25 protein-coding genes and 1 tRNA gene are annotated in these 24923 nt (G+C 64.1%); 14 read left to right on the plus strand and 12 right to left on the minus strand.

The features are described 5' to 3' along the window. Positions 1 to 78 precede the first annotated feature (78 nt). On the plus strand, positions 79 to 234 hold the full coding sequence (locus ACVW17_RS25500) for a hypothetical protein (protein ID WP_167528976.1): 156 nt from the start codon (positions 79 to 81) through the stop codon (positions 232 to 234). Between the two features lie 167 nt (positions 235 to 401). Here ACVW17_RS25500 and ACVW17_RS25505 read toward each other — a convergent pair whose 3' ends face one another. After that, positions 402 to 1409 (minus strand): Bug family tripartite tricarboxylate transporter substrate binding protein, encoded by a 1008-nt coding sequence (locus ACVW17_RS25505; protein ID WP_456754441.1) that lies wholly within the window; start codon positions 1407 to 1409, stop codon positions 402 to 404. 157 nt (positions 1410 to 1566) lie between these two features. Beyond that, complete coding sequence (locus ACVW17_RS25510) at positions 1567 to 2046, minus strand: outer membrane protein assembly factor BamE (RefSeq protein WP_456754442.1); 480 nt, start codon at positions 2044 to 2046, stop codon at positions 1567 to 1569. Between the two features lie 137 nt (positions 2047 to 2183). On the opposite strand from ACVW17_RS25510, the gene ACVW17_RS25515 reads away from it, so the two are divergent. The 6 genes from ACVW17_RS25515 to ACVW17_RS25540 all read left to right on the plus strand — a co-directional run bounded on the left by ACVW17_RS25515 (position 2184) and on the right by ACVW17_RS25540 (position 6976). Continuing rightward, entirely contained in the window at positions 2184 to 2735 is a 552-nt protein-coding gene (locus ACVW17_RS25515; RefSeq protein WP_456754443.1) for a ubiquinol-cytochrome C chaperone family protein, read from the plus strand. Beyond that, positions 2732 to 3325 (plus strand): YceD family protein, encoded by a 594-nt coding sequence (locus tag ACVW17_RS25520; RefSeq protein WP_456756530.1) that lies wholly within the window; start codon positions 2732 to 2734, stop codon positions 3323 to 3325. The genes ACVW17_RS25515 and ACVW17_RS25520 overlap by 4 nt, the downstream gene beginning before the upstream one ends. A gap of 322 nt (positions 3326 to 3647) precedes the next feature. Then, positions 3648 to 4709, plus strand: coding sequence for a phosphate acyltransferase PlsX (gene plsX / locus ACVW17_RS25525; protein WP_456754444.1), 1062 nt, complete (start codon positions 3648 to 3650; stop codon positions 4707 to 4709). Then, positions 4706 to 5683, plus strand: coding sequence for a beta-ketoacyl-ACP synthase III (locus ACVW17_RS25530; protein WP_456754445.1), 978 nt, complete (start codon positions 4706 to 4708; stop codon positions 5681 to 5683). Before plsX ends, ACVW17_RS25530 begins: the two co-directional genes overlap by 4 nt. Before the next feature lie 130 nt (positions 5684 to 5813). Continuing rightward, the gene (locus ACVW17_RS25535) at positions 5814 to 6149 is read left to right on the plus strand and encodes an integration host factor subunit alpha (RefSeq protein WP_035631661.1); all 336 of its coding nucleotides are present in this window, start codon (positions 5814 to 5816) and stop codon (positions 6147 to 6149) included. A 209-nt stretch (positions 6150 to 6358) separates the two neighbouring features. Then, complete coding sequence (locus ACVW17_RS25540; RefSeq protein ID WP_456754446.1) at positions 6359 to 6976, plus strand: MerR family transcriptional regulator; 618 nt, start codon at positions 6359 to 6361, stop codon at positions 6974 to 6976. A 17-nt stretch (positions 6977 to 6993) separates the two neighbouring features. Here ACVW17_RS25540 and ACVW17_RS25545 read toward each other — a convergent pair. Together ACVW17_RS25545 and ACVW17_RS25550 are read right to left on the minus strand one after the other, a co-directional pair. Continuing rightward, a tRNA-Pro gene (locus ACVW17_RS25545) sits at positions 6994 to 7071 on the minus strand. A gap of 143 nt (positions 7072 to 7214) precedes the next feature. Then, positions 7215 to 7727, minus strand: a complete 513-nt coding sequence (locus tag ACVW17_RS25550) for a MarR family winged helix-turn-helix transcriptional regulator (protein WP_456754447.1) — start codon at positions 7725 to 7727, stop codon at positions 7215 to 7217. A 457-nt stretch (positions 7728 to 8184) separates the two neighbouring features. Between ACVW17_RS25550 and ACVW17_RS25555 the strand changes: the two genes are divergently transcribed. The 3 genes from ACVW17_RS25555 (at position 8185) to ACVW17_RS25565 (ending at position 11794) form a co-directional block, all read left to right on the plus strand. After that, complete coding sequence (locus ACVW17_RS25555) at positions 8185 to 9720, plus strand: porin (protein WP_456754448.1); 1536 nt, start codon at positions 8185 to 8187, stop codon at positions 9718 to 9720. Between the two features lie 531 nt (positions 9721 to 10251). Then, entirely contained in the window at positions 10252 to 10479 is a 228-nt protein-coding gene (locus tag ACVW17_RS25560) for a hypothetical protein (protein WP_456798994.1), read from the plus strand. A 352-nt stretch (positions 10480 to 10831) separates the two neighbouring features. Continuing rightward, complete coding sequence (locus ACVW17_RS25565; protein ID WP_456797983.1) at positions 10832 to 11794, plus strand: SDR family oxidoreductase; 963 nt, start codon at positions 10832 to 10834, stop codon at positions 11792 to 11794. 155 nt (positions 11795 to 11949) lie between these two features. Here the strand turns inward: ACVW17_RS25565 and ACVW17_RS25570 are convergent, their stop codons facing one another. The 4 genes from ACVW17_RS25570 to ACVW17_RS25585 form a co-directional block, all read right to left on the minus strand. Then, a complete protein-coding gene (locus ACVW17_RS25570; RefSeq protein WP_456754450.1) occupies positions 11950 to 12417 on the minus strand; it encodes a GcrA family cell cycle regulator in 468 nt (155 codons plus the stop codon). Between the two features lie 101 nt (positions 12418 to 12518). After that, positions 12519 to 12719, minus strand: coding sequence for a hypothetical protein (locus tag ACVW17_RS25575; RefSeq protein WP_016844973.1), 201 nt, complete (start codon positions 12717 to 12719; stop codon positions 12519 to 12521). 175 nt (positions 12720 to 12894) lie between these two features. Continuing rightward, positions 12895 to 14721 (minus strand): AMP-binding protein, encoded by a 1827-nt coding sequence (locus tag ACVW17_RS25580; protein ID WP_456797984.1) that lies wholly within the window; start codon positions 14719 to 14721, stop codon positions 12895 to 12897. A gap of 87 nt (positions 14722 to 14808) precedes the next feature. Next, the gene (locus ACVW17_RS25585; RefSeq protein ID WP_456797985.1) at positions 14809 to 15750 is read right to left on the minus strand and encodes an acetamidase/formamidase family protein; all 942 of its coding nucleotides are present in this window, start codon (positions 15748 to 15750) and stop codon (positions 14809 to 14811) included. A 66-nt stretch (positions 15751 to 15816) separates the two neighbouring features. Here ACVW17_RS25585 and ACVW17_RS25590 point away from each other — a divergent pair, with 66 nt between their 5' ends. The 3 genes from ACVW17_RS25590 (at position 15817) to ACVW17_RS25600 (ending at position 18788) form a co-directional block, all read left to right on the plus strand. Further along, positions 15817 to 16611 carry a YdcF family protein gene (locus ACVW17_RS25590; RefSeq protein ID WP_456797986.1) on the plus strand — a complete coding sequence of 265 codons (795 nt, stop codon included), beginning with the start codon at positions 15817 to 15819 and terminating at the stop codon, positions 16609 to 16611. 87 nt (positions 16612 to 16698) lie between these two features. Beyond that, positions 16699 to 17481, plus strand: coding sequence for a DUF169 domain-containing protein (locus ACVW17_RS25595; RefSeq protein ID WP_456797987.1), 783 nt, complete (start codon positions 16699 to 16701; stop codon positions 17479 to 17481). 131 nt (positions 17482 to 17612) lie between these two features. Beyond that, complete coding sequence (locus ACVW17_RS25600) at positions 17613 to 18788, plus strand: saccharopine dehydrogenase family protein (protein WP_456797988.1); 1176 nt, start codon at positions 17613 to 17615, stop codon at positions 18786 to 18788. Positions 18789 to 18922: 134 nt separating this feature from the next. On the opposite strand, the gene ACVW17_RS25605 is transcribed toward ACVW17_RS25600, so the two are convergent. Then, on the minus strand, positions 18923 to 20122 hold the full coding sequence (locus ACVW17_RS25605; protein WP_456797989.1) for an FAD-dependent oxidoreductase: 1200 nt from the start codon (positions 20120 to 20122) through the stop codon (positions 18923 to 18925). 147 nt (positions 20123 to 20269) lie between these two features. Between ACVW17_RS25605 and ACVW17_RS25610 the strand changes: the two genes are divergently transcribed. Next, entirely contained in the window at positions 20270 to 20743 is a 474-nt protein-coding gene (locus ACVW17_RS25610) for a MarR family transcriptional regulator (RefSeq protein WP_456798995.1), read from the plus strand. Here ACVW17_RS25610 and ACVW17_RS25615 read toward each other — a convergent pair. The 3 genes from ACVW17_RS25615 to ACVW17_RS25625 all read right to left on the minus strand — a co-directional run bounded on the left by ACVW17_RS25615 (position 20715) and on the right by ACVW17_RS25625 (position 24920). Beyond that, positions 20715 to 21983 (minus strand): O-antigen ligase family protein, encoded by a 1269-nt coding sequence (locus tag ACVW17_RS25615; RefSeq protein WP_456798996.1) that lies wholly within the window; start codon positions 21981 to 21983, stop codon positions 20715 to 20717. The two genes, ACVW17_RS25610 and ACVW17_RS25615, sit on opposite strands and share 29 nt — an antisense overlap. 137 nt (positions 21984 to 22120) lie before the next feature. Further along, complete coding sequence (locus ACVW17_RS25620; protein ID WP_456797990.1) at positions 22121 to 23665, minus strand: undecaprenyl-phosphate glucose phosphotransferase; 1545 nt, start codon at positions 23663 to 23665, stop codon at positions 22121 to 22123. Positions 23666 to 23780: 115 nt separating this feature from the next. Then, positions 23781 to 24920 carry a glycosyltransferase family 4 protein gene (locus tag ACVW17_RS25625; protein WP_456797991.1) on the minus strand — a complete coding sequence of 380 codons (1140 nt, stop codon included), beginning with the start codon at positions 24918 to 24920 and terminating at the stop codon, positions 23781 to 23783. Positions 24921 to 24923 lie beyond the last annotated feature (3 nt).

Here is a 24923-nt window from a genome sequence, read left to right on the forward strand (position 1 = left end):
GTCGCTCCTCGCAATGACGGTGTATTCCGCCAACGATATCCGCCAGTAGCTTGGCGCCAACACCTCGGAGGTCAATCAATGTCGCTCTCATCCGCACGGAACTACGCGCTGCGTGCCGCCAAGTCGCAGGACCAGAAGGAGGCCATCGAGCTGCTGTCGCAGGCGATCATGGAATTGGCGATGTCGATCGAAGCAACCGACGCCAAGGTCAAGAAGATCAATAAGTCCTCGTAGCCTGGGCCGCGTGCGTCCTACAACTCAGCGGTCGCCATCCTGAGGTGCGAGCGGAGCGAGCCTCGAAGGATGAGAGGCGGTGCATGCGGCCATCCTTCGAGACGCCGCACAAGCGCGCGGCTCCTCAGGGATGACGCGGAGTGCGCGGCGCGAGCCTTGTTCGGAAGCTATTTCACCTCCATCTGGAGTCCTTCCTTCTCGATGATGGCGGCGAACTTCTTGGTCTCGGCATCGACGAAATCGGAGAATTGCTGCGGCGTGCCGTAGTCGGCGCGCGCGCCCATGCCACTGATGTTCTTCTTGACGTCGTCGCGCTCCAGCATCGCCTTGATCTGGCGGTTCAGCTCGTCGACGACGGACGCGGGTGCGGTCTTCGGCAGGAACACGCCGAACCAGGACGCGACGTCGAACTTTGCCAGCTCCGGCGCAGCCTCGCGCATCGTCGGCAGATTGGGCGCGGACTCGCTGCGCTCGGTCGTGGTGACGCAGAGCCCGTTGAGCTTGCCGTCCTGCACCTGCGGCAGCGACGGATAGAGGTTGTCGAACAGGATCTGGATGTCGCCGGCAAGCGCCGCCTGCAATGCGGGTCCGGCGCCGCGGAACGGCACATGCGTCATCTTCAGCCCAGTGAGCTGCAGGAACCAGGCGCCGGTGAGGTGAGGGCTCTGCCCGGTGCCGGACGAGCCGTAGGTCAGCTTGTCGGGGTTCTTCTTCAGATAGGCGATCAGTTCCGGGATCGACTTGATGCCGGTCGACGGATGCGCCGAGACGATGTTCGGGATCCGGATCATGTTGGAGACCGCCTGCAACTGGTCGGCCTTGTAGGTCAGGTTGCGGAAGATGCTGTAGGCGATCGCGTTGGGGCCGGGATTGCCGATCAGGATGGTGTGCCCGTCGCCCTTGCTGCGCGCGACCTCGGCCGTGCCGATGGTGCCGCCGGCGCCGGAGCGATTCTCCACCACGACCGACTGGCCCCAGAGCGGCTGCAAATGTGCCGCCAGCAGACGCCCCATCACGTCGGTCGAGCCGCCGGCCGCTGCCGGCACGATGATGCGAACCGTCTCGTTCGGCCGCCAATCGCCGGCGCCGAGACCGGCGCGCGGCAGGATCGACGCGGCCGCCAGCACGGATGCGCCCGACAATACCGTGCGACGGGAAAATCTCTTGGCTCTCACGCGCTTACCCCCTGTTCAGGCTTCTTGTTTGCGAACAAGCCTAGGGGACCGCTTGCCCGTCGGGCAAGCGCGACAACTTGGCGCAGCAGAGGTTTTGGACTCCCGTTCGACGCGTTTTCTTCACGCGAACCGGAAGTCCACTTCGCTCGAAAACGCTCTAGTTGAAGCTCAGCAGCTTGAAGAGCGGCGTCAGATAGGACATTTCCTGGCCCGACGTCGGCGTGGTGCGGCTGACGAAGTCGAAGATCTTGCCGTCCTTCAAGCCGTAATTGGCGAGCCGGCGCACCTGGCGGTTCTTGTCGAAATAAACCGCGATCACGCGCTGGTCGATCACGCGCTGATTCATGAAGGCGACCGGGCGCGAGGTCCGCTGCGAGATGTAATAGAACACCTCACCGTCCAGCGTTGCGACCGTCGAGGGCGTGCCGAGCACGATCAGGACCTGATCCTGGCTGGCGCCGATCGGAATCTGCTCGAGCGCGCCATCGGGCAGGATATAGCCCTTCTGGAATTGTTCGCCGGTGCAGCCGCCGAGGGCGGCGGAGCAGACGAGGCCAACGACCGCGATGGCGCGGAAGCGCGAAAGGAACCCGCGCGCGGAAGCCGCGCGAGACTGTCGTGAAAGGGTGTGGTTCATCGGCGGATCTGATCCGTCCTCTTGCATCGGCCGGGGCATTGACGTACCGGGCAGCTCAATGGATTGCAATAACGCCGGCGTCCTACGGGCGCCCCCTCAACAGGCGTCCCTTTGGGGACCGGCAGCCGGAACCCGTCATGCTTTGGCCGTTCAATCACTTCAGAAAACCCCGGGTGCCCGCGCGCAGCACCATTGAGACCATCTATGGCATGATCGTGACGCAGGCGCGAGAACCGTTGTTTTACCGTGACTTGGGCGTTCCCGACACGGTTAATGGGCGTTTTGACTTGCTTCTGATGCATCTGTGGCTGGTGTTGCGGCGACTCAAATCCGCAGACGGCGGCGCGGAATTATCGCAGGCCTTGTTCGATCATTTCTGCATCGACATGGACGACAATCTCCGGGAAATGGGCGTCGGCGACCTCACGGTGCCCAAGCGCATGCAGGCGTTCGGCGAGGCCTTCTACGGCCGTACCGCGGCCTATGATCTGGCGGCGGCTGACAGCGACGAGGCGTTGGCCGCGTCGTTCTGCAAGAACATCCTCAATGGCGAGGCCCTCGACAAGGCCCGCGACCTCGCCGCCTATGCCCGGGAGGCGATGGCGGAATTGGCGCGCGCCGACCTCGCGGCGCTGACCAGGGGCGCGTGGCGCTTTCCGGCGCCGCAGGCTGCGGGCACTGCGGCATGAGCAGTGGCACAACAGGGCGGCCGGACCGCGATAACCGCGACCCTTGGCGCGTGCTCGTCAATGTCGCGCAGATTCCCGAGACCGGGCTGCATCGCGAGATCGCGGCCGACGAGGCCGCGCGCAAGGCGATGGCCGAAGTCGCGGAGCTGCGCGAGGTCGTCTCGGCGCGGGCGGAGTTCGACCTGCAGCCGAAGAGCGACGGCAGTTACCACGTCACCGGCCGGGTCCAGGCCCGCATCGGGCAGACCTGCGTGGTCACGCTCGATCCGATCGAGAATGAGATCATTGAGCCGATCGATGTGGTGTTTGCGCCGCCGGAGCAGATTCCGGAGATGTCCGACCTCGTCGACGATGCCGAGGACGGCGACGAAGAAACGCCGGACCCGCCGGAGCCGATCACGGGCGGATTCATCGACATCGGCCGGCTCGCCACCGACGCGCTGTTCCTCGGCATAGACCCGTATCCGCGCAAGTCGGATGCAGTCTTTGAACAGGAAGTTGAAGCGCCTGATCCGGAAAATCATCCCTTCGCGGCGCTGAAGGCGCTGAAGGGCAAGCCTGACGGCAAGAAGCCCAAAGACGGCGGCTGAGCGAAGTCGAAGGTGCCTTCGGCCAACATTTGAGGGGATGGCTTGCTTGCGCCGCTGCGCGAGCGGTGTCTGGCGTCACTTCAAATAAGTTTCATAATGTGTTGAAGTACAACGCATTTCTGGTATTGTTGAGTGGCGCCGCGTGACGGTTCGGCAACGCCATCCTTTGCGGTCAAGAGGTTGTGCCGAACCGTGGACACGCTATTGTCGCGGCCCGGCCTAGACCCGAATTGGTGTTTGGCCGCGCGCCGTTGACGGCGGTGACTTCAAGCTCGCGGTCTTCGTCTGAAGGGCTGTGGGAGAGCAGGCTTCCGGGACGTTCATGCCTCACAAGGTTCGAATCGCGCTTGACGCCATGGGGGGCGATGAGGGCGCATCGGTCGTCATTCCCGGCGCTGCGATCTCATTGAGCCGGCATCCCGACAGCGAATTCCTGCTGGTCGGCGACCAGGCCAAGATCGATCCCGAGCTCGCGAAATATCCCCCGCTCAAGGCTGTCTCGAAGGTGATCCATACCGATGTCGCCGTGGCGGGGGACGAGAAGCCGAGCCAGGCGCTGCGGCGTGGCCGCAAGACCTCCTCGATGTGGCTTGCGATCGACGCGGTGAAGAAGCGCGAGGCCGATGTGGCGGTGTCGGCCGGCAACACCGGCGCACTGATGGCGATGGCGCGGTTCAACCTGCGGACCCTGCCGGGGATCGACCGGCCAGCCATCACCGCGATCTGGCCGACCAAGCGCGGGGAGTCCGTCGTGCTCGACCTCGGCGCCACGATCGGCGGCGACGCGCGCCACCTGGTGTCGCTGGCGGTCATGGGCGCTGCGATGGCGAGCGTGCAATTCGACAAGCCGCGGCCCACGGTGGGTCTCCTGAACATCGGAACCGAGGAGATCAAGGGACACGAGGAGATTCGCGAGGCCGGCGAAATCCTGCGTGCGATGAACCTGCCGGAACTCGACTATATCGGTTTCGTCGAGGGCGACGGCATCGGCAAGGGTCTGGCCGACGTGATCGTGACCGAAGGTTTCAGCGGCAATATCGCGCTGAAAGCGGCCGAAGGAACCGCCCGGCAGATGGCGGAATTGCTCCGTAACGAGATGCAACGGAGCTGGATGTCCAAGCTCGGCTATCTGCTGGCCCGCCGCGCTTTCCGGGCATTGCGTGACAAGATGGACCCCAACAAGTCGAACGGCGGCGTGCTATTGGGTTTGAATGGCGTCGTGGTCAAGAGCCATGGCGGCACCAACGCGGAAGGCTTTGCCTATGCGGTCGATGTTGGCTATGAGATGGCCCGCTTCGATCTCCTCACCAAGATCAATCAGATGCTTAATCGCGACGGCAGTGCGCTGGTGCAGGCGCAGACCGCGCAGGAGGCTGTCTCGTGACTGCGATACGTTCGGTAGTGCTCGGCTGCGGCTCCTATCTGCCGGAGCGGGTTTTGACCAATGCCGAACTGGCCAGCCGGATCGACACGTCTGACGACTGGATCGTGCAGCGCACCGGCATCAGCGAGCGCCACATCGCGGCCGACGACGAGTTCACCTCGCATCTCGCGATCAAGGCCGCGCAGGCCGCGCTGGCCGACGCCAAGGTCGACGCGCAGTCGATCGACCTGATCGTGCTGGCGACCTCGACGCCCGACAACACCTTTCCGGCCACCGCGGTTGCGGTCCAGCATGCGCTCGGCATCAACCACGGTGTCGCCTTCGACCTGCAGGCGGTGTGCTCCGGCTTCGTCTTCGCGCTGACCACCGCGGATAATTTCCTGCGCGCCGGCCACCACAAGCGGGCGCTGGTGATCGGTGCCGAGACCTTTTCGCGGATCCTCGACTGGAACGACCGCGGCACCTGCGTGCTGTTCGGCGACGGCGCCGGTGCGGTCGTGCTCGAGGCGCAGCAGCATTCCGGCACCACAGACGATCCGGGCGTGCTGACCACGCATCTGCGCTCCGACGGGCGCCACAAGTCGAAGCTGTTCGTCGATGGCGGCCCCGGCTCGACCAAGACGGTCGGATATCTCCGGATGGAAGGTCGCGAGGTGTTCAAGCACGCTGTCGGCATGATCACCGACGTGATCGTCGATGCGTTCAACGCCACCGGCTTTACCGCCGAGGACATCAACTGGTTCATTCCGCATCAGGCCAACAAGCGAATCATCGATGCTTCGGCCCACAAGCTGCATATTGCGCCGCAGAAGGTGGTCTTGACGGTCGACAAGCACGGCAACACCTCGGCGGCCTCGATCCCGCTGGCGCTGTCGGTCGCGGTCAGGGACGGACGCGTCAAGAAGGGCGATCTGGTGCTGTTCGAGGCGATGGGCGGCGGCTTCACCTGGGGTTCGGCGCTCGTGCGCTGGTAGCGCCTCGTTAAAGAGTACCGACAAGTTGCCGGTATCTTTCCGGCGCCCGAATGCTGGTCGCTGTTGACCATTGCGCGCTAAGCTTTTAATTTCAGTCAAGAAATTGTTCGCCGAGAGTGCGGGGCAGGCGATGACCACGGGAACTGGAAAAACGGTAACGCGCGTCGATTTGTGTGAGGCGGTCTACCAAAAGGTAGGGCTGTCGCGCACGGAATCATCGGCGTTTGTCGAGTTGGTGCTGAAGGAGATCACCGATTGCCTGGAAAAGGGTGAGACGGTGAAGCTGTCCTCGTTCGGCTCCTTCATGGTGCGCAAGAAGGGCCAGCGTATCGGCCGCAATCCGAAGACCGGCACCGAGGTGCCGATTTCGCCGCGGCGCGTGATGGTGTTCAAGCCGTCGGCTATCCTGAAGCAGCGGATCAATGGCCACGTCGTCACCAATGGCGACGGCAGCAAGGCCGACTAAAGCGCGGTCGCGCTTTAGCTTGTTTGTTTGAGCATGATCCTTTCGGAAAACCGCTTCGCACTTTTCCGGATCATGCTGTAAAGCGTTTTCAAGCGAAGTGGATTCCCGATTCGCGTGAAGAAGACGCGCCAAACCTAGCATCCAGGGCCGCGTTCCGATTTGATCGGAACCGGCAAGGCTCTGGGCATTGAGGTAGAAGGAGCGGGCATTTGGACAAGGCGCCGGATGCGTTCCGTACCATCAGCGAGGTCGCTGACGAGCTCGACATTCCCCAGCATGTGCTGCGATTCTGGGAAACCCGCTTCGCGCAGATCAAGCCGATGAAGCGCAGCGGCGGACGCCGCTATTATCGCCCCGACGACGTCGACCTGCTCAAGGGCATCCGCCGGCTGCTCTATGGCGAGGGCTACACCATCCGCGGCGTGCAGCGGATCCTGAAAGAGCACGGTATCAAGTCCGTGCAGGGCATCGCCGACCAGACCGCGGCCGTCTCGTTCGGCGCGGTCGAGGAGGCGGTCGGCAACAGCATGGCCGAGCCGGATGAGCACGACGGCAATGACGGCCTGGATTTCGACAGCGAGGAAGCCGACGGCGACGAGCAGGGCATCGATTACCGATTCGTCGATCCCGACGAGGATCCGATCCTCTCGACCTACAAGGCGCACGCCCAGCCGGGCAAGGCCGCGGCGCAGCCCGGAAGGGCGTCCGCTGCAGCGCCGCCGGTGCGTCCCTCCGTTCCCACGGTCGATCGGGAGCGGCTCGAGCGCGTGCTGCAGGAACTGGTTGCCTGCCGGCAGATGATCGACGCGGCGATGAAGGACGGCTAAGTTTTGAGTTTGAAGAATGGTCGGAGCGAGAGGATTTGAACCTCCGACCCCTAGTCTCCCAGACTAGTGCGCTAACCGGGCTGCGCCACGCTCCGATGCCGTTCCATTAGCCGCGATCCTGTGTTCGCGCAAGGCGGACTGGGCCTTATCTGGGCCTTATAATGGCTGCCATCTGGGAGGCCGGTTCCCCGAAGCATTCGGTGGTGGGGTTGTTTTGGACCCCGCTGTGGCCCGCGTTTCAGCTCTCGGCATCCATCGCGACAATCAGGCAGGCCTTTTCGAGGCGGTTGGTCAGCATCGCAAGCTTGCCGGTGAATTCGGCCAGCTCAGCCTCGCTGAACTCCTCGAACACGGTCTTCTTGAACGCCTTGTGCTGCTCGGAAAGGCCGGCGAGATGCTTGCGGGTCTTGTCGGTCAGTGACAGCCGCACCACGCGCGCGTCGGCCGGGGAGGGCGCGCGGCGCAGCAGTTCCTTCTGCTCGAGCAGCTTCGACTGCGTGGTCACGAATGACGGATCGACGTGCAGCAGCTTCGACACCACGTTGATCGGCACGCCGTCATCCTTGTCGAGATCCGAGATGGCGATCAGGATCATCCACTGCGGACCGCTGACACCGAGGGCCTTGCCCCAGATCTGGCGGACCCGTTCCAGATGCGAATTGATCGATGAAATCTCGAGCGTGAATCGTTTGATGAGGTCGAGATGTTCGATGGCGCGCTGGCGCGTCGTATCCTTCCTTGTCACTGACAAAGCTTTCCTCTTCCCTTAGGTGCCGACTCAGCTTTGCGCTGATTTATTTCTTGGTTTCCCGCCTTGGCGGTCGAATTTTTCTCGTAAGCCACCAACGAACGCAAGTGAACGTAAAGTAATTATAACGGGCGCGTGAAGATTCGACGAAATAGGGTGTGACAAGTTTTCTCAGGTAGGTAAAGGGCTTACCACCAGCGTTGCCGGCGAGACACAGTGTGGCCGCATTCGCATTCCTGACTTTATAAACTATTTTGATTGGCGAACTCGCCAATGCATATTGAACCCGGCGGTAGGGGAATCTCGATCGTCCCGTTGCGGTGATCGTTCAAGTCCGTCGCACACCACAGATTGATCTGCGGGTGCGGGGTTTGGGGAAAGCGGTCTTGGACAATGCGGGAGGATCACAGGGCGCTCGCAGCCTTGGACTCTCCGCATATGAGCAACTTGGAGGTTTAATATGAAATTGGCGAAGAGCCTTATTCTGAGCTCGGCTGCTGCGCTGGTCGCGGTCGGCGGGGCACAGGCGGCCGATCTTCCCGTCAAGGCCAAAGCGGTCGAGTACGTGAAGGTTTGCTCCCTGTATGGCCCGGGCTTCTACTACATCCCCGGCACTGACACCTGCATCAAGCTGGGCGGCTTTGTTCGCGCCGACGTGGTCGTCAACGGCAACAGCGTCTACGGCCCGAACGTCAACGGCGCCAGCGGTGCCAACAACCGTTTCACCAACGGCTACACCTGGCGTTCGCGTGAAGACCTGAACATCGATACGCGCACCGCGACCGAGTACGGCGTGGTCCGCACCTATTTCGATGCAGTGTTCACCTGGACCTCGGACAGCTACACCGGCCAGGGCAACGGCTCGTCGATCTACTCGGCGATCGGCACCTCGGCGGCGCCGAACAATGCCTCGTCGGGTGGCGTTGCTGCCGGCACGGTCGGCGTCTACTACGCCTTCATCCAGTTCGCCGGCTTCACCATCGGTAAGGCGGTCTCGCAGTTCGCTGCTCCCTGGAACGGTTATCCGGGCAACAACTACGACGGTCTCGTCGGTGGCGTGAGCACCACCAACGGCATCAACCAGTTCACCTACACCGCGCAGTTCGGCAACGGCGTGTCGCTGGCTCTGTCGGCGCAGGATCAGGTTGCCTACATGCAGGCTGGCGTGAACAACCTCTCGGTTGGCGGCGCCTACGGCTCGAGCGACTACGCCGGCACGATCGCGCCGGACTTCGTCGCTGCGCTCAAGGTCGACCAGGCCTGGGGTATCTTCCAGGCGTCGGTGGCCGCGCATGACAACCATGCTGCCTATTACGGTGGCACCGAGCTGACCGGTCATCCCGACGACAAGTGGGGTTGGGCTGGTGCACTGGCCCTGTCGATCAAGAACATTCCGACCGGCCCCGGCGACACCATCAACATCCAGGGCGTCTACACCGACGGTGCGACCCGTTACAACATCCAGGAACTGGCCAGCCAGTTCAGCTCGGTCGCCATCTATGGCGGTTCGAACCTGCCCGGCGTCTATCAGAGCGTTGGCTTCGGCACGGCACCCGACACGGTGTTCGGTTTGAATGGCCAGCAGCAGTCGATCAAGACCTGGGGCTTCCGCGGTGCGTACACCCACAACTGGGATCCCTACTGGAACACCAGCTTGTACGGTGCTTACGCTGCGGTCATGTATAACGACACGGCCAAGTCGCTCATTTGCGGCATTGGCGGCGTCGGTGGTACGTTCCGCACCGCCTTCGGCGGCGGCGCTGGCGTGACCAGCTGCAACCCCGACTACAACATCGGTCAGATCGGCGTGATCACCCGTTGGACCCCGGTCAAGAACCTGACCTTCTCGGCCGACGTGACCTACGTCCATCTCGATCAGAAGTATGCCGGCACGATCACCACCTCTTCGGCTGGTATCGGCAAGCCGAGCGCAACCTACGAGCTGAAGGATCAGGACACTGTCCAGATGCTCTTCCGCGCTCAGCGCAACTGGTAATACCGGTTGATCTGATCACGATCCAACAGAACCCCGGCAGGCAACTGCCGGGGTTTTTGTTTGGGAAACAGCAGCCGCGAAAGCTGCGAGCGTGGTTCGGCGAAGTGGCTGCCGCCTGGCGTGAACAAAGGACGTCAAAGCGGGATTGATGAAGGCGTTGGCTGCGTCATTTCGGTCCACGCGAACAACGAAGACGAGCCATGCGATTCATTCGCCTGCAAACTTATTTACTTACCTGATCTACTAAACTATATAGCCGTCAGCCAACACATTGCATGATGGCTCTTAGCTCTCTGCTAAGCCTCCCAAACCTCCGGCAATGCCCTGCCGGAGGTTTTTGATTCAAGGCTCTTTTGATTCGAAGCTCTTTCGATTCAAGGCTCTTTCGATTCAAGGCCTGGGCCCGGCCATGATGCGAGCTTGCTCCCGTCGTCGTCCTCTCCGATTCGAGGCCGTCAAGATTTGACGGAATCGATCCGCAGTGCATTCTCGTCAGTCATGGGACGCTTCAAGAACAGCCGCCTGGCTCGCATGAGCAGCGGCCATTATTGCTTGATCCGGGATCTCGGGCTGGTAAAGGGCGGCAAGGGATTGCGGCACCATGAGGTGGTGATCGACTTCTCTTGGCGCGGCCTCTGGCGTTTCCTCTTTCCACCGCGTCCCGTGCTCCCGGCACATGATGCCGGTGGACTCCGTGCCGACGCGGCCGTTACGTCTGCTCCCGGCAACAGCATCGTCGGCTCCAGCCATTCGCATTAGTCCGGTGGACTGGCACACGCCGGCCGCGTCATCGCTTCCGCGCCTGTGACAGCTGCGTCGGAAATTGCAGCGGCGATCGCGATCAGCGTTGTCACGCCTCATCCGTTCAAGATGTTGGCGATCTGTCGCTTCCGATTATTGAAGTCGGATTGTTCGTCTCGCGGAATGATTTCGTTGCGTCGCCCGCCGCCTCGATCTGCTGCACTCAGCTCGCTTGCGCGTGCCAGCAGGCGGCGTTGCTGCGCGATAATTCGGTGATGTAGACTGCCTTACACCAAGCGGTTGGGACTGCGATCCGCGCTCCAACCGAAAAGAAAAATCAGGGCGAGAAAAATCAGGGAACGGATCTCACATGAAGGATTTTGCCGGGAAGATTGCCGTCATCACCGGTGGCGGCACGGGCATGGGGCGCGAGCTGGCGCGGCAGCTCGTGGCCGAGGGCTGCAACGTCGCGATGTGCGATGTCTCGGCCGAGGCGATGGCCGAGACCAAGCGGCTCTGCGAGGTCGAGAAGCTGCCGCAGGGCCTGCGCATCACCACGCACGTTGCCGACGTCTCGATCGAGGATCACTACAAGCGTTTCCGCGACGAGCTGATCGAGCAGCAGGCGACCGACAAGATCCATCTGCTGTTCAACAATGCCGGCATCGGCGGCGGTGGCAGCCTGTTCACCAACACTCGCGAGCAGTGGGAGCGCACCTTCAACATCTGCTGGGGCGGCGTCTATCTCGGCGTCCGTACCTTCCTGCCGCTCCTGGTGAAGGCCGACGAGGCGCACATCGTCAACACCTCGAGCGTCAACGGCTTCTGGGCCTCGGTCGGTCTCGGCGTATCGCACACCGCCTACAGCGCGGCGAAATTCGCCGTGAAGGGCTTCACCGAGGCAATGATCAACGATCTCCGTCTCAACGCGCCGCATGTGAAGTGCTCGGTGGTGATGCCCGGCCACATCGGCACCTCGATCGTGTCGAACTCGCGCAAGGTGCAGAACGGCGCCGATCAACTCAATGCCGACGAGCTGAAACAGGCCCGGCAGCGTCTGCAAGGGCAGGGCATCGATGTCGCCAAGATGTCGGATGCCGACATCCAGCAGCTCGCGCTCGATCGCGCCCGCATCTTCCATGACGAGGCGCCGACCACGGCGGCCGCCGCCGCCAAGATCATCCTCGATGGCGTCAAGACCGATCGCTGGCGCATCCTGGTCGGCGACGATGCCCACCTGCTCGACGAGCGCGTGCGTAGGACCCCGGAGCAGGCCTACACGCCGGAGTTTTATCAGGACCTCGTCGCGGCGACCGGCTGGAAGGTCGGTTGATCAATCCTCATAAGATCCGTCATGCCCGCGCGACGGCTTTGCCGTTGTCGCTGGAGGAGCGCGGAACGCGCGTCTCGAAGCATGCGCGGCCGAGCTGGTGGCCGTTCATCCTTCGAGACGGCCGCGTTGCGGCCTCCTCAGGATGACGGGGTTAACTACCCGCGCATCGCGCGCTGGCGCGATCCTGCCTGATAGGCGAGGCGGTAATGCCCTGAGCAATAGGGCATGCCGCCGAGCGGCGGGTTGCCGCAGAAGCAGAAATCGTCGGCGCCCGGGCTGCTGATCGGCCAGCGGCAGCGCTGCTCGCTGAGCTCGAACAGCGAGCAATTGTTGGCGCTGACAACGGGCGCGTCGCGGGGCTCCGGTTCGTAGAGCGCCTCCAGCAACTGCAGCTGCTGCTTCGCGGTCGCCCGCTGCGCGGCGTTTGCGGCGGACTTCTTGCGCCGTGCGCGGCGTTGGTCCGGCGTCGTACGCATCAGGTTCAGCCGCGACAGCTTGCCGATCACCGCATTGCGGCTGACGCCGATATTGACGGCGATGTCGCGGCAGGAGAGGCCGGCTTCAAAGTAGATCTTGAGTTGGTCGACGCGCTCCGGCGTCCAGGTGGGTTCGATCGCAATCATCTGACGGTTCCACGTTCTGTGTTGAACCGCCGCGCCGGCACACGCGCCCTTAGTTCTTGAGCTCCGCCCAAACGCTTTCGCGTTTGTCGCGAGGGATGCTCTCAGGGCGTGCGGCCGTTGTCGCGGATTGCAAGCAACCCGTCCTTGATGGCGAGCCGAATGCCTTCCTCGATCAATGTCCGTGCGACGCCCGGGACGCTCGTGCCGTGGGTGCCCTGTCTCACCAGCTTCTCGAGGTATCCGATGGTCGAGAGCGCCAACGTGACCGGGACGCGGTCGGTTTCGGCCTTTTCCGTAGCCATGGTGAAACGCTTAACTCTGAACGCCCGTACTGAAAAGTATCTATTTAGAGTCTATTTAGGAATAAGGCTGTCCGTCAAGCCGTTCAGCCGCAAAATGAAGACAGCCGCCCAGCGGCACGCCGCTGATCAACTCCGGCGCGCCGCGTTTGTCTGATTATCGAGACAAATGAAGTGGTTAGGGTCGTACTTCGACCTTGACCGGGAACTTCTTGAGAAGCCGCTCCGCCGTTTCGGCCTTGTCCGGCGGTGCCTTCACGCTCAGGTATAGCCCGCGGGACGGGTCGGTGATGGCGTCGACGCTGACCTCGCCGGACAACCCTTCGAGCGCCAGCAACTCACGCGCCGCCTCGCCGGCGGCGATCTCGCGCAGCTTGGGCTTGAAGATCTTGCCGACCGGCGTGACCGGCATCTCCGCAATCACCGACACCACGCGCGGCCGCGCCGGCGGCTCCAGGATATTCTCCTGCACGAACGCCGCGAGCGCGTTCGGATCGATCTGGGCGCCCGGCTGCGCCGAGACGAACAGCATCGGCACCTCGCCGGCATAGGTGTCGGGACGCCCGACGGCCGCAGCCAGCGCCACGCCCGGGAAGGCCAGCGCGGCGTCCTCGATGGCGCGCGGATCGATGTTGTGGCCGCCGCGGATGATGACGTCCTTGGCGCGGCCCAGGATGTAGACGAAACCGTCGGCATCGATCCGGCAGATGTCGCCGGTGCGCAGCCAGCCGTCGCGGAACGCCTCCTCGGTCTGCTTCTTGTCGACATAGCCCGCAAACACCTGCGGACCCCGTGTCAGGAGCTCGCCGACCGGCGAGGGCCACGGCCCGGTGTGCAGCTTGTCGCCCTCGAGGATCGCAAGCTCGACCAGCGGATTGCGGGTGCCGACGCTTTCGGCACGCGGCTTCACGCCGTGCACGTCATGGGTGATGGCGCCGGCGAGTTCGGTCATGCCGTAAAGCTGCTGGATGCAGGCGCCGCCCCAGGTCGCGAGATAACGCCGCTCGATCTCCGGCGGGCAGATCGAGGCACCGGTGGCGGTGACGCGCAGGGTCGAGATGTCGCTCTCCCCGACCGGAACGTCGGCCAGCGCGCCGAGGATGGTCGGCACGTTGCCGGCGATGTTGATGCGGTATTGCTCGATGATCTGCCAGAAGTTGCGGACCAGCGCCGGATCGCGCGCGCCGGCGGGGCCGGGGATCACCATCGTCGTGCCCGCCGACAGGCAATTGGCGGAGGTGCAGAACAGGCCGCCGACATGGAACAGCGGCATCGTGATCATCGCGCGCTCGCCGCGATGGAAATCGAGCGCCATTCGCGACGAGACGGTGGAGGCGACCATCGCGCGGTTGGTGAGCCGCGCCACCTTGGGATGGCCTGTCGTGCCGCCGGTCGGCAGCATCACCGCGACGCGGTCGGCCTCGCGCATATCCCTGGACTTGCCGTAGTCGTCGCGCCACGCCGGATCCGGCCGCAGCACCTCGCCGTCGAACGAGATCGTGCCGTCGAGCGGCACGATCACGACGCCTTTGAGCGACGGCACCTCGCGCTCGAGGCCTTCGATCCGCTCATACAGCCCGCCGGGCATGCCCGGCGGCGGCGCCAGCAGCAGTTTGGCGTTGATCGCATTGAGTTGGGCTGCGATCGCTTCGCGGGTGAACAACAAATTGAGCGGTTCGGCGACGCCGCAGGCGGCCGCGCCGAAGATCGCGACGATGCTTGCCGGACACGCCGGCACCAGGATCGCCACCGCATCGTCCTTGCCGATGCCCTGGCCGCGGAAATAGTCTTCCGCAGCCTTGATCGAGCCCATCAATTGATCGTTCGAGATCACGACCGGGTTGCGATCGAGCGGCGAGCGCAGATAGATCGCGGCCTCAGCGTCCGGAGCGGCCTGCGGGCCGCGGGCGATGAGATCGAGGATGCGCGGGCAGGCGGCGAGCGTCTCCTGCATCTCCTTGTCGCGCAGAGCCTCGTCGGCCGGCGAAAGCCTGTCCTTCAGCATATCCGTCCCCGTCCATTTTTGTTCGTTAGGAGGGGGAGTGTAGCGAGCCGCGCTTGCGGAACACAAGTGCGGCCTATCGACCGGCTGTCAGCCGTGGACCACGGATTTGGCGATCATGCAGTGAATGCCCTTGGAGCCGTTGACCGTCTGCGTCACGCGCAGGTCGGCGGCCAGGCTGCACAGCGTGTAGGCGTCCTCGCGCGACAGGTTGCGCTTCTCGCCGAGCAGCACGATCATGTCGCGCAGCGCCCGCACCACGCACTGGTCGAGGTCGGGATCCATCGCCATGGTCATGTAGTGGTCGGCGGTCTCGGCGCGCGGATAGGCGAGCTTGAGATCCTTGCGCAGGGTGAGGCGGAAGCGGCCGGTGAGCGCGGTCTCGATCGCGGTGACGCAGACCTCGCCGTCGCCCTGCACGCCGTGGCCGTCGCCGCAGGAGAACAGCGCGCCCGGCACGAACACCGGCAGATAGAGCTTGGCGCCGGCGCCGAGCTCCTTGTTGTCGAGATTGCCGCCCATCGCGCGCGGGATCAGCGAGGAGATGCGGCCCCAGGCCGGCGGCGGCGACACGCCCATCACGCCGAAGAACGGCTTCAGCGGCAGGTCGAGTCCCCAGGGCATGCGGCCGACCATCCGCGCGCGATCGAGCGGGATGTTGAGGATGCGGGTCTCATGGAAATCGTCGGGCAGGGTGCCGGACAGCGGCTTGATCAGGTTGTAGCCCCAGTCCTGGCGCAGCTGGACGTCGAGGATATCGACCTCGAGCACGTCGCCGGGCTCGGCGCCGGCAACCGCGATCGGGCCGGTCAGGATGTGCCCGGGCACCATCCGCTCACACTTCGCATGGATCTCGTCGAGCTCCGGCGGGACATGGAATTTGCCGCGGTCGGGCACCACATCGGCGCCGCCGCTGACGGTCTCGATCGTGACCTCGTCGCCGCTCGCGATGGTCAGGACCGGCTTCAGCTTGGCTTCGAAGAAGCCCCAATGGCAGGTTTCGGGGCTGGATTTCAGATGATGATGGGTCATGTGACTTCTTTTTATTGCATGGCCAGCAGCGTATGACGCTGTAGCAGAACTTCGCAGAGGCTTCCCTTGTTTTTTGTGCTCTCCAAGACGCTCGGCATCATGCTGCTGCCGATCAATTTCCTGATCGGCATCGGCGTGATCGGCGCCGTGCTGGTGCTGATGCGGTTTGCGCGCCTCGGCCGCAGATTGATGGTGGCCTCGGTGCTGCTGCTCGCAATCTGCGGCTTCTCGCCGCTCGGCAGTGTGCTGATCGCGACCTTGGAGCAGCGCTTCCCGCCATGGGACGCCTCGCGCGGCGCGCCCGACGGCATCATCGTGCTCGGCGGCTCGATCGATGCCGACCTGTCGGTTGCACACGGCACGCCGGTGGTGCGCAGCGCCGCCGATCGCGTCATCGCTGCCGCCGCGCTCGCGCGCCGATATCCGAACGCGCGCCTGGTGTTCACCGGCGGCAGCGCCAATTTGATCTCGAACGATGCGCGCGAGGCCGACTATGCCGCCGAGATGTTCGAGAGCCTCGGCATTCCCAAGTCGCGAGTGACTATCGAGCGCCGCTCGCGCAACACGGTGGAGAACGCCGAATTTTCCAAGGCGCTGGTCGATCCCAAGCCGGGCGAGCGTTGGCTGCTCGTGACCTCTGCCTATCACATGCCGCGCGCGGTCGGGCTGTTCCGCAAGGTGGGATTCGACGTCGAGGCCTATCCGGTCGACTGGCGGGTCGGCAATGTCATGAGCTTCGCGACGCTGGCGATCGAGGGCCTGTCGCGCACCGATCTCGGCACGCGGGAGTGGATCGGGCTCGTGGCCTATCGTCTGGCCGGCAAAACCGACGATCTGCTGCCGGGACCGGCTGCGCGGTAGCGCAAGGCACCTGTCGCGTCGACCGTGCATTCCGGCTAACATCCATGCAACAGGCGGCGCCAGGCCGCCGATCACGGGAGCTTACGCATGCAGCAACAGACACCGCCGGAACAATTCGATCTCGCCGCGACCGTCGCCGATCTGAACGGCCTGCTGCGGCTGAAGACCACGGTGATCGGCATCAAGATGTTCGCGCGCGTCGAGGAGATGGAGGCGATTCCAAAAATTCGCCGACCGTCGGCGGTGCACACCACGGACCAGATTGTCAGCATGGCCTCGCGGCTCGGCTGGACCGTCGGCATCACCGCCGACGATCTGGTCGGCGCGCAATGCCGCGCGGTGATCGGGCTCGCGCCGCAGGACGAGACGTGGCTTGCCGGCGAGAACTATGTCGGCGTCTGGCATGGCACAGCGGAAGACGCGCGCAAGCGCCAGGAAGCGCTCGACGTGGTGCCTTATGGCCAGTACCAGGCGATGGCGGTGAGCCCGCTGACCAGCGGCCGCCTCAATCCGCCCGACATTTGCCTCGTCTATGCGACGCCGGGGCAGATGATCATCCTGATCAACGGGCTGCAACATACCGGCTACAAGAAGTTCGAATGGGGCGTCGTCGGCGAGACCGCCTGCGCGGATTCGTGGGGGCGGGCGCTGAAGACCGGCGAGCCGAGCCTGTCGCTGCCGTGCTTCGCCGAGCGCCGCTATGGCGGCGTGCCCGATGAGGAGATGCTGATGGCGCTGCCGCCGGCCTATCTGGTGAAGGCGATCGCCGGAATGAAGCAGCTTGCCAAGAACGGCCTGCGCTACCCGATCGCGCCCTATGGCATTCAGGCCGACGTCCGCGCCGGCATGGGGGTGTCGTACAAAAAGTAGCGGCACGCGCGTCATTGCGAGGAGCGATAGCGACGAAGCAATCCATCGCACCGCACACGCGGTGAAATGGATTGCTTCGCTTCGCTCGCAATGACAAAACGGGGCAATTTCGTTGTGTGGGAGCCTGATCCATGTCCTCGTCGAAACTCGATATCGTCGTCTACGGAGCGACCGGCTTCACCGGCCAGCTGGTCGCCGAATATCTCGCGGCGAACTATCGCGACAGTAGCCTGACATGGGCGATGGCCGGACGCAGCAAGGACAAGCTCGCCGCGGTTCGCGATGCGATCGGCGCGCCCGCCGACATGCCGCTGATCGTTGCCGATGCCGGCGACACCGCATCGCTGAAGGCGATGCTGGCGCAGACCAAGTCGGTCATTTCAACGGTCGGCCCGTATCAGCTGTATGGCAATGAGCTGATCGCCGCCTGCGTGGAAAGCGGCACCGACTATTTCGATCTCTGCGGCGAGCCGGTCTGGATGCGGCAGATGATCGATAAATACGAGGCCGCGGCAAAGGCCAGCGGCGCGCGGATCGTGTTCTCCTGCGGTTTCGACTCCGTGCCGTTCGAGCTCGGCGCATTCTTTGTCCAGGAGGAAGCCAGGCGCGTGTTCGGCGCGCCGGCACCGCGCGTCAAGGGCCGGGTGCGCGACATGCGCGGCACGCTGTCGGGCGGCACCGCGGCAAGTGCCAAGGCGACCTTCGATGCGGTCGCCAAGGACCTCAGCCTGGTTGCGATCCTCAACAATCCGTTCGCGCTGACGCCGGGCTTCGAGGGCCCGAAGCAGCCGCGCGGCAGCAAGCCGGCCTATGAGGAGGATCTGCACTCGTGGACCGCGCCGTTCATGATGGCGCTGATCAACACGCGCAACGTCCACCGCTCCAACATGCTGATGGGCTTTCCCTACGGACGCGACTTCGTCTACGACGAGATGGTCCTGACCGGCCCCGGCGAGAAGGGCGAGGCCAATGCCAAGAAGGTGATGGCGCTGAACGCCGAGAAGACCGGCCCGAGCGCGCCGAAGCCGGGCGAGGGGCCGTCAAAGGAAGAGCGCGAGAACGGCCGCTACGATCTGCTCTATCTCGCGGTGGCCCCCGACGGCCGCACGGTCCGCGCCGGCATCAAGGGCGATCGCGATCCCGGCTACGGCTCGACCTCGAAGATGATCTCGGAATGTGCGATCTGCCTGTTGCGCGATACGCCCGACGTCGCACCCGGCTTCTGGACGCCGGGAGCCGCGATGCAGGGAAAACTGATCAAGCGCCTGGTCGATCACGCCGGGCTGACGTTCGAGGTTGAGAAGTAGTTTCTCGCAATTTTGCTCAGTGTCATCGCCCGGCCTCGACCGGGCGATCCAGTACGCCGCGGCCTATCCGCTCAGGCACGGACGTCTCTGGAATACTGGATGCCCCGCTTTCGCGGGGCATGACAGCGAGAGCGCTACGCCGCCGCCCGCGGATTGTACGCGTACATGAAGTCCATGCCCTTGGACGACACCGGCAGCAGCAGCTTCAGCATGTGATCGCGCAGCCAGGCACCGGTCGGGCTGAACTCGCGCTTGCTGTTGCCGTTGCGGCGGGCGATCGCCACGATCTTCTCGGCGCGCGGGCGCCGCTCATGCTCGAAGGCCTGGAAGGTCATGCCGAGCTCCTGGCCGTCGCGCATCAGCATGCCGAGCCGCAGCGCGTCCTCCAGCGCGAGCGATGCGCCCTGGCCGGCATGCGGGCTGGTGGCGTGCGCCGCATCGCCGATCAAGAGCGTCCGCTTGCGCGACCAGGTCGGCAGCGTCGCGACGTCGAGCGTGTCGGTGACCCCGATGTTCTCGGCGGCCTCGATGATTGCGGGGATCGGCGCATGCCAGCCGGCGTGGAAATCGCGCAGATGCTGCTTGATCGCGTCCTGGCTTTGCAGCCGGTAGGCCGCCGCGGTCATGCCGTGCGACGGCTGCGTGCTCCACCACATCGCACCCGCATCCGGATCGGGGCTGCACAGACCGTAACCGAAGAAGCCGCTTTGTCCGAACGTGGTCTCGACCTTCTGGCCGATCGGCAGATGCTCGATCACCCTGCGCGGCACGAAGCCGCCGAAGCCGAGCAGCCCGGTGTCGAACGGCGTCGGGCCGTCCGGGATCACGTGCCGCCGTGCCGCCGAATGCACGCCGTCGGCGCCGATCACGAAATCGCCCTCGGCGGTGGTGCCGTCGTTGAAATACGCGATCACGGGTTGATCGCCGCGATCCTCGATCTTGACCAGGCGCTTCTCGAAGAACACCGAGACGTTGGAGGCCCAGGCCTTGTCGATCAGCGTCTCGTTCAAGGTCGCGCGGCACATGTTCACCGCAGGTTGGCCGAAGCGTTGCTGCATGTTCTGGTTGAGCGAGCCGAGCTTCTTGCCGCTCTGCGAATAGAAGTCGAAGGACTCCGCGATCGAGCCGTTGCGGATCAGCTCGTCGGCGAGCCCGAGTTCGGCCAGCACATGCATGCCGTTCGGTGCGATCTGCAATCCGCCGCCGATCCCGGTCGAATAGGGCCAGGCCTCATAGAGCTCGGCCTCGATGCCGGCGCGGGTCAGGAACATCGCGGTCACCGGACCTGCGATGCCGGCGCCGATGATGAGTGCCTTGCGGGGACGTCTGGTCATCATGTCTTGCTCCATGCATCCGTGTCGGCTAGGAAGGGTTAGTGGCTAATCATCTTAGTCACTAAGATATTTATCTTCTGAGGTAAGAGGTCGCCTTTGTCAAGCGCCAAGTCGCGCGATGCGCTGATGCAGCAACTCGAGGAGGCCATGCGGCGGTCCTCCGCGCAGGGCGTGATGTACGGTCAAGCCGTTGCAAACATGGCCGGAATTTCCAATTCCGATATGGAGTGCATGGACATCCTGCACCTTGAGGGCCGCGTCACCGCGGGGCGGCTCGCCGAAGTCACCGGGCTGACCACGGGTGCGATCACCGGGGTGATCGATCGCCTGGAGAAGGCGGGCTACGTGCGCCGCGAGCGGGACGAGAGCGACCGCCGCAAGGTCTTCATCTCGGTGGTTGAGGACAAGGCGATGGAGATCGGCAAGTTCTACGTGCCGATGCAGAACGCCATGCTCAAGCTCTGGAGCAGCTACAGCGACGACGAGTTGCGGCTGCTGCTGCGTTTCGCCAATGACGGCTACAAGGGCGTGCTGGAAGCAACCGAAGCACTGAAGGCGGTGATCGACATGCCGCCGGAGCAGCGCGCCAATCTCAAGCTGCCGCCGAAGTCTCGTCGCTGATTTCGGCCGGCATCGCGCGATAGCGCTCGGTGGCCGCGTACATGCCCCACATCGTGCCCAGCATCATCCAGAAATGCCGCCAATGGTCGGTGTCGATGATAAAGCTCTCGCCGGCGATGCCGAGGAATGCCGAGAAGATCGCAAGATAGTCGCGCTGCCACGGCACCCGCGTGTAGATGTAGCGGAAGCCGATGATCGCGCTGACGAACACCAGCGCCGGATAGCAGATGCCCGAGATCCAGCCGCCCGACATGAAGGCGTTGAGGAAGGAGTTGTGGGTGTCCTCGGGAAAATAGGTGTGGAATTGCAGCGGCCCGATGCCGAACGGCAATTCCAGCGCCATCTGGGCGCCGAGGATGTGGCGGCCGAAGCGGCCGAAACGGCCTTCGTCGTAGCTCTGGTCGAAGCTCGCGCGCTGCTTGAACATGTCGGCGACCGAGCCGATCGAGAGCAGCACCGCGATCAGCGCGACCGCCAGGACCGCGGCGATCAAGGTCATCACGATGATGCGCGAGCGCTGCGCCTGCGAGCGGCTGGTGAACACCATCAGCGCCAGCATGAAGGCCGCGGTGATCAGGAGCCCGCCCCAGGCGGCACGCGAGAACGACAGCAGGATCGCAAGCGAGATGATGCCGAACGCGATGGCGTTGCGGAACGCCTTGCCGAAGCGGTCGGAGACCACGCTTTGCAGCGTGAACAGCGCCGGAAGGATCAGGAACGCGCCGAGCACGTTGGGATCCTTGAAAGTGCCGCGGGCGCGATCGTACAGCGTCAGCAGGTCGTAGCCGCCGGGCACCAGATGGAAGTAGCCGGCGATGCCGGCGAGCGAGGCGATCATCGCGCCGACGATCAGGCCGCGGCGCAGCATGTCGAGGCGCGCTTCGGTGTCCTCCGACATCACCATCGCGAAGAACACGACGGTGACGGCCATGTACCAGGAGGTGAGCACCCAGTTCACCACCTCCGGCTTGTCGAGGAACGGCACCGCGCCGATGCTGTAGCCGACATTGAGCACGATCAGCGAAAACAACAGCGGCATGAACACCAGCTGCATGCGCAGGCCGGTGGCGAAGAACAGCACGCAGGCGGTCAGCGTGACCAGTTCATACGGGCTCGGCTCGATGAACACGATGGCGATCGACGCGCCGGCCAGCCACACCAGCGCCCGCTGCAACGCCAGCACGCCTGACGGCGCCGATGTCAGCGATTGAGACGTCCCGGCTGTCGCCGCATAGGCCATCGGATACTCACGCAACGCGGTACAAAAATCTTGGTTCGTCATTGCGAGCGAAGCGAAGCAATCCACCTATCCCTGAATTGCGGCATGGGTTGCTTCGTCGCTTCGCTCCTCGCACTGACGGCAGTTGATCTCAATTCTCAGTACGCGTTCTCGTTCTTGGTAACCAGCGAGAACGGGGTCTTGAGCAGGATGTAGAGGTCGAACAGCACCGACCAGTTCTCGATGTAATAGAGGTCGTATTCGACGCGCTTCTGGATCTTCTCGTCGGTGTCGACCTCGCCGCGCCAGCCGTTGATCTGGGCCCAGCCGGTGATCCCTGGCTTGACGCGGTGGCGGGCGAAATAGCCGTCGACGGCCTCGTCGAACAGCCGGTTCTCCAGCTTGCTCTGCACGGCGTGCGGACGCGGGCCGACCAGCGAGAGGTTGCCTTTCAGCACGACGTTGAACAGCTGCGGCAATTCGTCGAGCGAGGTCTTGCGGATGAAGCGGCCGACGCGGGTGACGCGCGGATCGTTCTTGGTCACCACCTTGGAGGCGGTGGGATCGGCCTGGTGGTGGTAGAGCGAGCGGAATTTGTAGACGTCGATCCGCTCATTATTGAAGCCGAAGCGCTTCTGGCGGAACAGCACCGGGCCGGGGCTGTCGAGCTTCACCGCGAGCGCCACCAGTCCGAGTACCGGCAGCGCGGCAAGCAAAGCGAGGCCGCCGACCACGCGGTCGAACAGCCATTTCAGCACCAGATCCCAATCGGTGATTGGCGCCTCGAACACATCCAGCGTCGGCACCTTGCCGAGATAGGAGTAGGAACGGGGCCTGAAGCGCAGCTTGTTGGTATGGGCCGACAGGCGGATGTCGACCGGCAGCACCCAGAGCTTCTTCAGCATTTCCAGGATGCGGGTCTCGGCGGAGATCGGCAGCGCGAACAGCACGAGATCGACCCGGGTACGGCGGGCGAACTCGACGATGTCGTCGACCTTGCCGAGCTTCGGCGAGCCGGCGCAGGTATCCATGGCGCGGGCGTCATTGCGGTCGTCGAACACGCCGAGCACGTGGATGTCGGTGTCGTCGTCGGTGTTCAGCGCCTCGATCAGCTGCTCGCCGTTCTGGTCGGCGCCGACAATGATGGTGCGGCGGTCGAGCCGGCCGTCATGCGCCCAGGCCCGCACCATCGAGCGCAGCAGCAGCCGCTCGGCGATCAGCACCGCGAGGCCGACGCAGAAGAACGACGACAGCCAGACCCGCGACACCTCGCCGCCGAGCTTGACCAGGAAGGAGACGCCGATGAACAGCAGGAACACGAAGGCCCATGACGAGATCATCCGCCTCATCTGGCGGAGCTGGCCGCGGAAGATCTGCACCTGGTAGATGTCGGCGGCCTGGAAGCAGACCACGGCCGCGGCCGACATGCCGAGGATCGAGCTGACGTATCCCCAGTGGATGCCGCCGCCGGCGAGCGGCCTGACATAGGCGAGATAGAGCCCGACGCCGACCAGGCTGAGCAGCACGAAATCGGCGAGGCGAACCACGCCGGCGATCACGACCGGCGAATAGGCGCCGCGAACTTTTTGATTGGTGACGGCGAGCGCGGCCGGCGACAAACGGCGGCGGCGTTCGATCTGCGGCTGAGCGGCCGTCGCTGACGCCGCGGCGTCCAGCATCGAGCGTGCGTTAAACGGTTCCACGAGTCCACGTCCATTCCTGCGCATGCAGATGGGCATCCGCGCGCAGCAGCGAAATTCCCCTGGACGCGACTTAAGGGGACAAATCGGAAGAAACGGTTACGTGTGCAAGAAATGGTTAACGTTCGGCAAACGCGTCGCGATAGCCGGCGAGCACGCCCTCGACCATTGCGCTCTGTGAGAAATGCTCGGAGATGCGCTCGCGCAGTTGCTGCGCGCGCGCTGTGGTCGCCATCGGATTGTCCAGCGCGGCCTTGATGGCGTCGGCCATCGCTCCCGCATTGCTCGGCGCGAACAGGGCGTCGGTGTGGGTATCGAAGATCTCCGGGATGCCGCCCACATTGGCGGCGATCATCGGAACGCCGGCGGCGCCGGCCTCGATCACCACGTAGGGCATCGAGTCGCCGCGGGAGGGAACCACCAGCAGGCTGCCCTTGGAGAAGCCGAAGCGCGCCTTGACGTGGCCGATGAAGCGGACGGCATCGCCTAGCGACAGCCGCTTGACCTGTTCCTTGAGGCGCTCGAATTCCTCGCCGTCGCCGCCGAGCGTCAGTGTCACCGGCTTGCCCTCGGCGCGCAGTTTCGCCACCGCGTCGATCAGGAGGTCGGCGCCCTTGATGCGCCGGAACTCGCCGACATAGGCCACATCGGTGGCGTCGTCGGCCCTCCGGACCGGCTCGAACTCCTCCGACGTGACGCCGTTGAAGACGCAGCGCACGAGGCCGGTCGGCTTGCCCACGGTGCGCTGGTAGGTGTCGCGGGCAAACGCGCTCTCGAACAGGAACAGATCGGTGCTGTTCATCAGCGTGCGCTCGAGTTGGCTGTAGAAGCGGCCCTTCCAGGTATCGAGCGGGTAGTGCAGCGAGCCGCCATGCGGCGTGTAGACCCGGATCACCTTGCTCGAGCGCCGCCGCAGGCGAACATAGGCGCCGGCTTTGGCGCCATGGCCGTGCACGACGTCGGGCTTCAGCTTGCGGATCAGCCCGGCGATATGCGCCCAGACCATGACGTCGGCGAAGCGCGGCTCGCGGCGGATCGCCACGCGGTGGACGCCGAGCGTGAGGCGCGGCGCGATTTCGGCCAGCACGCCGTCGGCGCGGGTGCCGCCGGTCAGGCTGTCGGCGACGATACCGACATGGTGGCCGCGCTCGATCTGGCCGTTGGCGACATCGAGGATGTGGCGAATGATGCCGCCGACCGGGGCACGGACGACGTGCAGGATGCGGAGCGGCGCTTGCTGGTTTTGATCCTGGGCCATCGA

The organism is Bradyrhizobium sp. USDA 4473 (assembly GCF_054063335.1).